Source organism: Frankia sp. CoWAU3, assembly GCF_977971855.1.
The window spans coordinates 7,996-12,956 of record NZ_CDWWXB010000092.1; the positions used below are offsets into that span (position 1 = coordinate 7,996).

Sequence of the window (4,961 nt, forward strand, 5' to 3'; positions counted from 1 at the left end):
CCGCCCGCGCCGGCCGTACGCAGGGCGCCGAAGCCCAGCCCGGCGAGGCTGACCAGGCGTACCCGGCAGTCGGCCCCGGCGCCGCGGATCCGCCGGGGCATCTCCCGCCAGGTCCGGCCGCTGCGGCCCACGACCGCCGGGCGCTGGTCCGCCGCTTCCGCCGCTTCCGCCGCTTCCGCCGCTTCCGCCGGCTGCGCGCCTGCGGTCCGCGCCGGGCGGTGTCCCCGCTGCGCCGGCGCGGCACCGCCGGCGGGTCCGGCGGGGAGCGGCTCGGGGTCCGCGAAGTCGTCGAAGTCGTCCGCTCCGGCGGGGCCCGCGGTGCCGCCCGGGTACCCGCCAGCACCCGAAGACGCCGCGCTCCCCGAATACCCGCCACCACCCGGAGACGCCGCGCCGGTCGATCCCGTCCGACCGCCCTGGAAGGCCCTGCCGTTCGAGCCCGCTCCGCGGTCCGGGGGCGCCCCCGGGTTCGACTTCGATTCGCCGTCGGGCTGGCTCCCCCACGCGCTCCGGTTCCACCAGCTCACGGTTGCGGCTCCTCATCCGACAGGACCTCGCGGGCGACCAGCGCGGTACGCACCGCGGCGATCTCCGCACGTAGCACGGTGGCGGTGCCGAGCCGGAAACGCGGATCGGCGGGCAGGCAGTCGGTGATCAAGCGGATCAGCATGGGGTGCACGCGACGGGCCGCGAGCTCACCCCGCAGCTGCCGCAGCTTCTCGTCCCGCGCCTCGGCATCAGCCCGGGAACCGGCGGCGTCCGCGGCCGACCTGGCCTCGGTCGCCCCCCCCCGAGCCAGTCGTCCGGGCGGTCACCGGTCAGCGCGAACAGCAGGGTGGCCGCCAGGCAGTGCAGGTCGTACTGCGGGCTGAGCGGCTCGGCTCCCGGCGGGGCGTAGCCCGGGGTCGCGGTGGTGGGCATGACCTTGGCCGACGGCTCGACGATCGCTGCCGTCGACAGGTCGACGAGCGAGTACCGGGGTGGGTCACCAGCGACGAGGATGTTCTCCGGCTTGACGTCGCCGTGGACCCAGTATCCCCTGATCCGTTCCTCGTGCTGGTAGAGCCGCTGCGGTCGGATCGTGTGCATCGCCTCCAGCGTGGCGCTGATCTGGTCGGCCAGCTCGACGACCTGGCGGGCGCTGAGCGGGCCGGACTCGGTGACCCGGGAGTCAAGCGTGGTGGGCACCATCTGCCCAATGTCACCGATGAACTGCATGACGATGAACGCCTCACGGTTGTACCGCTCGACCTCCCGCTCGTTGCCCCCGGTCACGAGCGCGTTATGGTCGTGCCGGGTCGGCGAGGGCCGGTAGACGACGTCCACCAGGGCCGGCACCCCGTGGGTGATCTCGCCGAGCGCCGCCTGCACGGCGACCGCGTCCTCGACGTCGATCGAGCGCTTCTCGTACTGGGTCCTGGCGTACTCGGGATTGATGTCGTGGTCGCGGCCGCCCCACCATGCGCCCTTGACGACGACCAGGGCGTTGCTCCACTCGTCCCAGGCGAGCTCGACGTAACCTTGGCCGCCCTCGGCGAGATGACGCACGCAGCGGTACCGGCCACGGCCCCAGGTGCGCGGCACCGACGCGAAGGACGCCCCGTAACGCAACCGTTCGACGATCTCCAAATCAGAGGCGACCGTACTCACCGGCCACCTCCGGGTACCCCACCGCCGCCAGGTCCGCCGGTCCCGAGCACCCCGCCGGCCGGCCAGGGTCCCGTCACACGCACTTCCAGACCCACGACGTCGCGGACCAGCCAGACCGGCTCCTCGCCGTCCCACCTCTCGGCGACGCCCGGCGTCAGCCGCCGGGCACCCACCCACGAGCCGTTCGTCGACAGGTCGGTGAGCGTCACCGTCCCGTCGCGCTCGTTGCCGACCATCAGATGGCGCCGCGAGACCCAGCCGGCGGCGTCGATCTGCAGCCGGTCGCAGACGTCGACGACGATCAGGTCGTCCGCCGTCCGCTGCACGGCGTTCGGTTGCCGTCCCAGCACAATACGTTCACCGGGTCCCACGTTCGGAGTGTCGAACGACGAGCCGTCGCCGCGCCGGACGGTCAGCCGCCAGCCTGTTCCGCCCGGCCGCCCCGGCCGTCCTGGTTGCCCCGGCCGTCCTGGTTGCCCCGGCCGTCCCAGCCGTCCCGGCCGTCCCAGCCGCGTTGACCCGGCCGACCCGCACGAGCGACCCGGCCAGGTGGAGCGGGACGTCGAAACGCCACTCCCGGGGCAGGTCACGCACCAGCCGGTCGTCGCCCAGACTGGTGCCGTTGTGGGAGCGGTCGACCACCATCGCCGTGCCGGCAGCCGTGAGGGTGATCTCCACGTGCCGGGTGCTGATGTAGTCGTAACTGCTACCGAGCCCGGCTGTGACGTCGACGAGCCGCTCCGAGCCGAGGTTGTCGTCGGGATGGCGCCCAAGGACGACCGTGGTGCCCACCTCCAACGTCACGAGACGTTGGGTGCCGCCACCCTCGATTCTCAGCACGACCGGACCCGCCACCACCCTGGCATCCCACCCGGCGCCGGACGGCGCGGGCAGGCCGACGATGGTCAGCGCCCCCACGGTGCCCGAGGGCGGGATGTAAGCGGGAGCATCGAAGATCGTGGCGTCGTCCGCGAGCGCGTCCCCGAGCGCGTCCGCCAGGGTCCTGCGACTCCCCTCCCCGGGTGCGCCATGGCCCGCCTGCCGGTCCGGGGTATCCAGGTCCAGGGGCTCGGTCGCTCCCCGGGGGGCCTGCGCGTCCCGCGACGCCGAGGGCACAGGCGACGCCGAGGGCACAGGCGACGCCGACCGCCTGCCCGGTATCCGTCTCGATCTCCTGGACCGGGCGTCGACACAGCGGACAGACCAGCCGGGCGCCCTGGCCGCGCCCCGCCACGCGCATCGGTGGCGACACGAGCGGCCCCAGCCGGGCGTTCACACAGTCGGGGGTCACGCAGCGATAGGCGTTGGCGCGGGCAGCGGCGACGACCTCCGGTCGCCCCCGCAGGCCCGACGCCTTCACCTCGTCCTGCCGCGCGGCCCGCTCCCAGGTGACGGTGGCGATCCGGTTCATCGCCCGGCGGACCAGTTTCACGTTCTCGCCCGCCGGGGCGGCGGGTAGCACCCTCCATCCGAAGAAGGTCGAGGCGTCGCCCTGGATCCACGCGTGGGCGTCGATGTTGCGTTTGCCGTAGAAGTTGTCCTTGCTGACGACCTTCCCCCCGACGGCCCTCGCCTCCTCGAGCAGGATGTCGTCGGCCTCGGCCGCCCAGGCCAGAGCGCCGTCACGGTAGTACCGCTGCAGCGGAGCGAGGTCGTCGAGCAGGCCGCGCAGGCTGTTGTCGGCCACATAGCGAAAGGTCGCGTCGGCGCCGAAGGCACGGCGGGCGGCGGCCTCCACGGCGAACAGCCGCGCGGTCACGCCGCACCGGCGCGGGCAGCGGGCGCCGTGCGCGCAGCCGAGACCGATCTGCGCGAAGCTGCCCGGCGAACCGTCCCGGGTGATGTTACTGACGTCGAACAGCACCGTCGTCGAGGACATGGGACTCCTACCGATTGTCAGCTGTTGCCGAGGACGTCGTCGAGACGCCGACGGGACGCCGCCCCGCCGTGTTGCCGGCCGGACACGGGGTCCGCCTCGACGAGATCACGGGTCCGGGTCCTGGTGCGGGTCGCCCGGACCCGGGCTCCCGACACCGCGTCGGCCGGCGCGACACCCTGGCCGAGGGCCCGTAGCGTCGCGTTGTAGTGGTCGGCCAGATCGTCGAATCCGCGGTCCGCCGCCCACAGCGCCGCGTTCCGGAACAGCTCGGTGACGCTCTCCCGGGACTGGGCGAAGCTGGCCCGCTTCGCAATCTCCTCGTCGAACTCCGCGATGCTCTCCTCGTGTTCGAGGGAGGATTCCGCGTCCGGGAAGACATCCGCCTCGACGGTGACCCGGAAGCGCTGCGCGGCGTGCGGGTCGGCCCGGCTGTCCACAGCCAGCCGCCGTCCACCGGCGACCACCCCGCCGCGGGCCTGAAGAATCGTGTGCGCGCCGAGCGGTGTGTCCGGAGCGCGCAACCGGAGCAGGAAGACCGGACGGTCCTCGCCGGTGCTCACGGCGGGTAGCGGCAGCCGCAGCTCGGTGCCGCGCGAGGTCGGTGGCGGCACCTTCATGAGGTGACGCTGTGGTTTGATCCGCCGCAGCGCCTCCACCGTCCAGCCGGGTCGGATCAGGACCCGCAGCTCACCGCGCCCCGCGGCCGCGCCGACCACCGGTTCGATCAGCGACGAGACGATCGCGTCGATCCGGTCGACGTCCTCGGCCGCCGCCCAGACGTGCTGCGTCTGGCCGCACACCCCGACCATCTCGGCGAGCACCTCGTCCCGGGCGTCGACGCCGATGCCCAGCGCATCCGTCCCGATGCCCTGGTCGCCGAGCCCGGCGACGATGTGGGCGAGCTGTTCGGGCTGCCAGCGGCCGATATTGGCCTCACCGTCGGTGATGAGCAGGACCCGGTAGACGTCCGCGTCCGGCGCCTGCGCGAGCAGCTCCCGCCCGGCGACGGCGAGCGCGTCGCCGATGTTGGTCTAGGAGTCCGCGTCGCTGTTCGTGGGGCCGTCAACTGCCGGCAGGCGGTCAGGCCGGCGTCCGGCGCTGATCACTCGCGCCTCGCGGGCAAAGCGCACCAGCACGAGCGGACAGCCGTCGGGCAGCAGGCCGTGCACGCGTTCCAGAACCCGCTGCGCGAGCTCCCACTTGCTGACCGCGTCCGGCGCCGCCGGATGCAGCATCGACAGGGATGCGTCGACCGCGACGGCGACCGCCACCTCCCGCCGGCCCCGCGGCGGATCGGCCACGCTGATCGTCAGCCGGAGCACCCCACCCGGCTTCGTGACACCCCGGTCCATCCGGCCCTCGACGCCGAGCCGGTCCCTGTCGTTCATCCAGGGCTGCGCGAAGGTCGCGTGGTGTGACGGCCTGTTGCGCT

Annotated in this window: 7 protein-coding genes and 1 pseudogene; 1 reads left to right on the top strand and 7 read right to left on the bottom strand. The window is 73.3% G+C overall.

The features are described 5' to 3' along the window. The 5 genes and pseudogenes from AC08ON_RS10255 to AC08ON_RS10275 all read right to left on the bottom strand — a co-directional run. Positions 1-527: pseudogene (locus tag AC08ON_RS10255) on the bottom strand (hypothetical protein); the annotation flags it as partial. Then, positions 524-670 carry a hypothetical protein gene (locus tag AC08ON_RS10260; RefSeq protein WP_476607647.1) on the bottom strand — a complete coding sequence of 49 codons (147 nt, stop codon included), beginning with the start codon at positions 668-670 and terminating at the stop codon, positions 524-526. The pseudogene AC08ON_RS10255 and the gene AC08ON_RS10260, both read right to left, overlap by 4 nt. Further along, positions 664-1,650: a serine/threonine-protein kinase gene (locus tag AC08ON_RS10265; protein WP_476616856.1), complete on the bottom strand. Its 987-nt coding sequence runs from the start codon at positions 1,648-1,650 to the stop codon at positions 664-666. Before AC08ON_RS10265 ends, AC08ON_RS10260 begins: the two co-directional genes overlap by 7 nt. After that, complete coding sequence (locus AC08ON_RS10270; RefSeq protein WP_476607649.1) at positions 1,647-2,000, bottom strand: FHA domain-containing protein; 354 nt, start codon at positions 1,998-2,000, stop codon at positions 1,647-1,649. Before AC08ON_RS10270 ends, AC08ON_RS10265 begins: the two co-directional genes overlap by 4 nt. 7 nt (positions 2,001-2,007) lie before the next feature. Beyond that, on the bottom strand, positions 2,008-2,766 hold the full coding sequence (locus tag AC08ON_RS10275) for an FHA domain-containing protein (RefSeq protein WP_476616857.1): 759 nt from the start codon (positions 2,764-2,766) through the stop codon (positions 2,008-2,010). Between the two features lie 188 nt (positions 2,767-2,954). On the opposite strand from AC08ON_RS10275, the gene AC08ON_RS10280 reads away from it, so the two are divergent. After that, positions 2,955-3,182 carry a hypothetical protein gene (locus AC08ON_RS10280; protein WP_476616858.1) on the top strand — a complete coding sequence of 76 codons (228 nt, stop codon included), beginning with the start codon at positions 2,955-2,957 and terminating at the stop codon, positions 3,180-3,182. Between the two features lie 364 nt (positions 3,183-3,546). Here AC08ON_RS10280 and AC08ON_RS10285 read toward each other — a convergent pair whose 3' ends face one another. Both AC08ON_RS10285 and AC08ON_RS10290 read right to left on the bottom strand, forming a co-directional pair. Further along, positions 3,547-4,350, bottom strand: coding sequence for a hypothetical protein (locus AC08ON_RS10285; protein ID WP_476607652.1), 804 nt, complete (start codon positions 4,348-4,350; stop codon positions 3,547-3,549). Between the two features lie 210 nt (positions 4,351-4,560). Continuing rightward, positions 4,561-4,961: hypothetical protein (locus AC08ON_RS10290; RefSeq protein WP_476616859.1), on the bottom strand; the 401-nt coding region annotated here is incomplete at its 5' end.

Excerpts from the sequence above, each read along its gene's own strand:
- AC08ON_RS10260 (WP_476607647.1), bottom strand. The coding sequence starts at position 670 with ATGCTGATCCGCTTGATCACCGACTGCCTGCCCGCCGATCCGCGTTTC.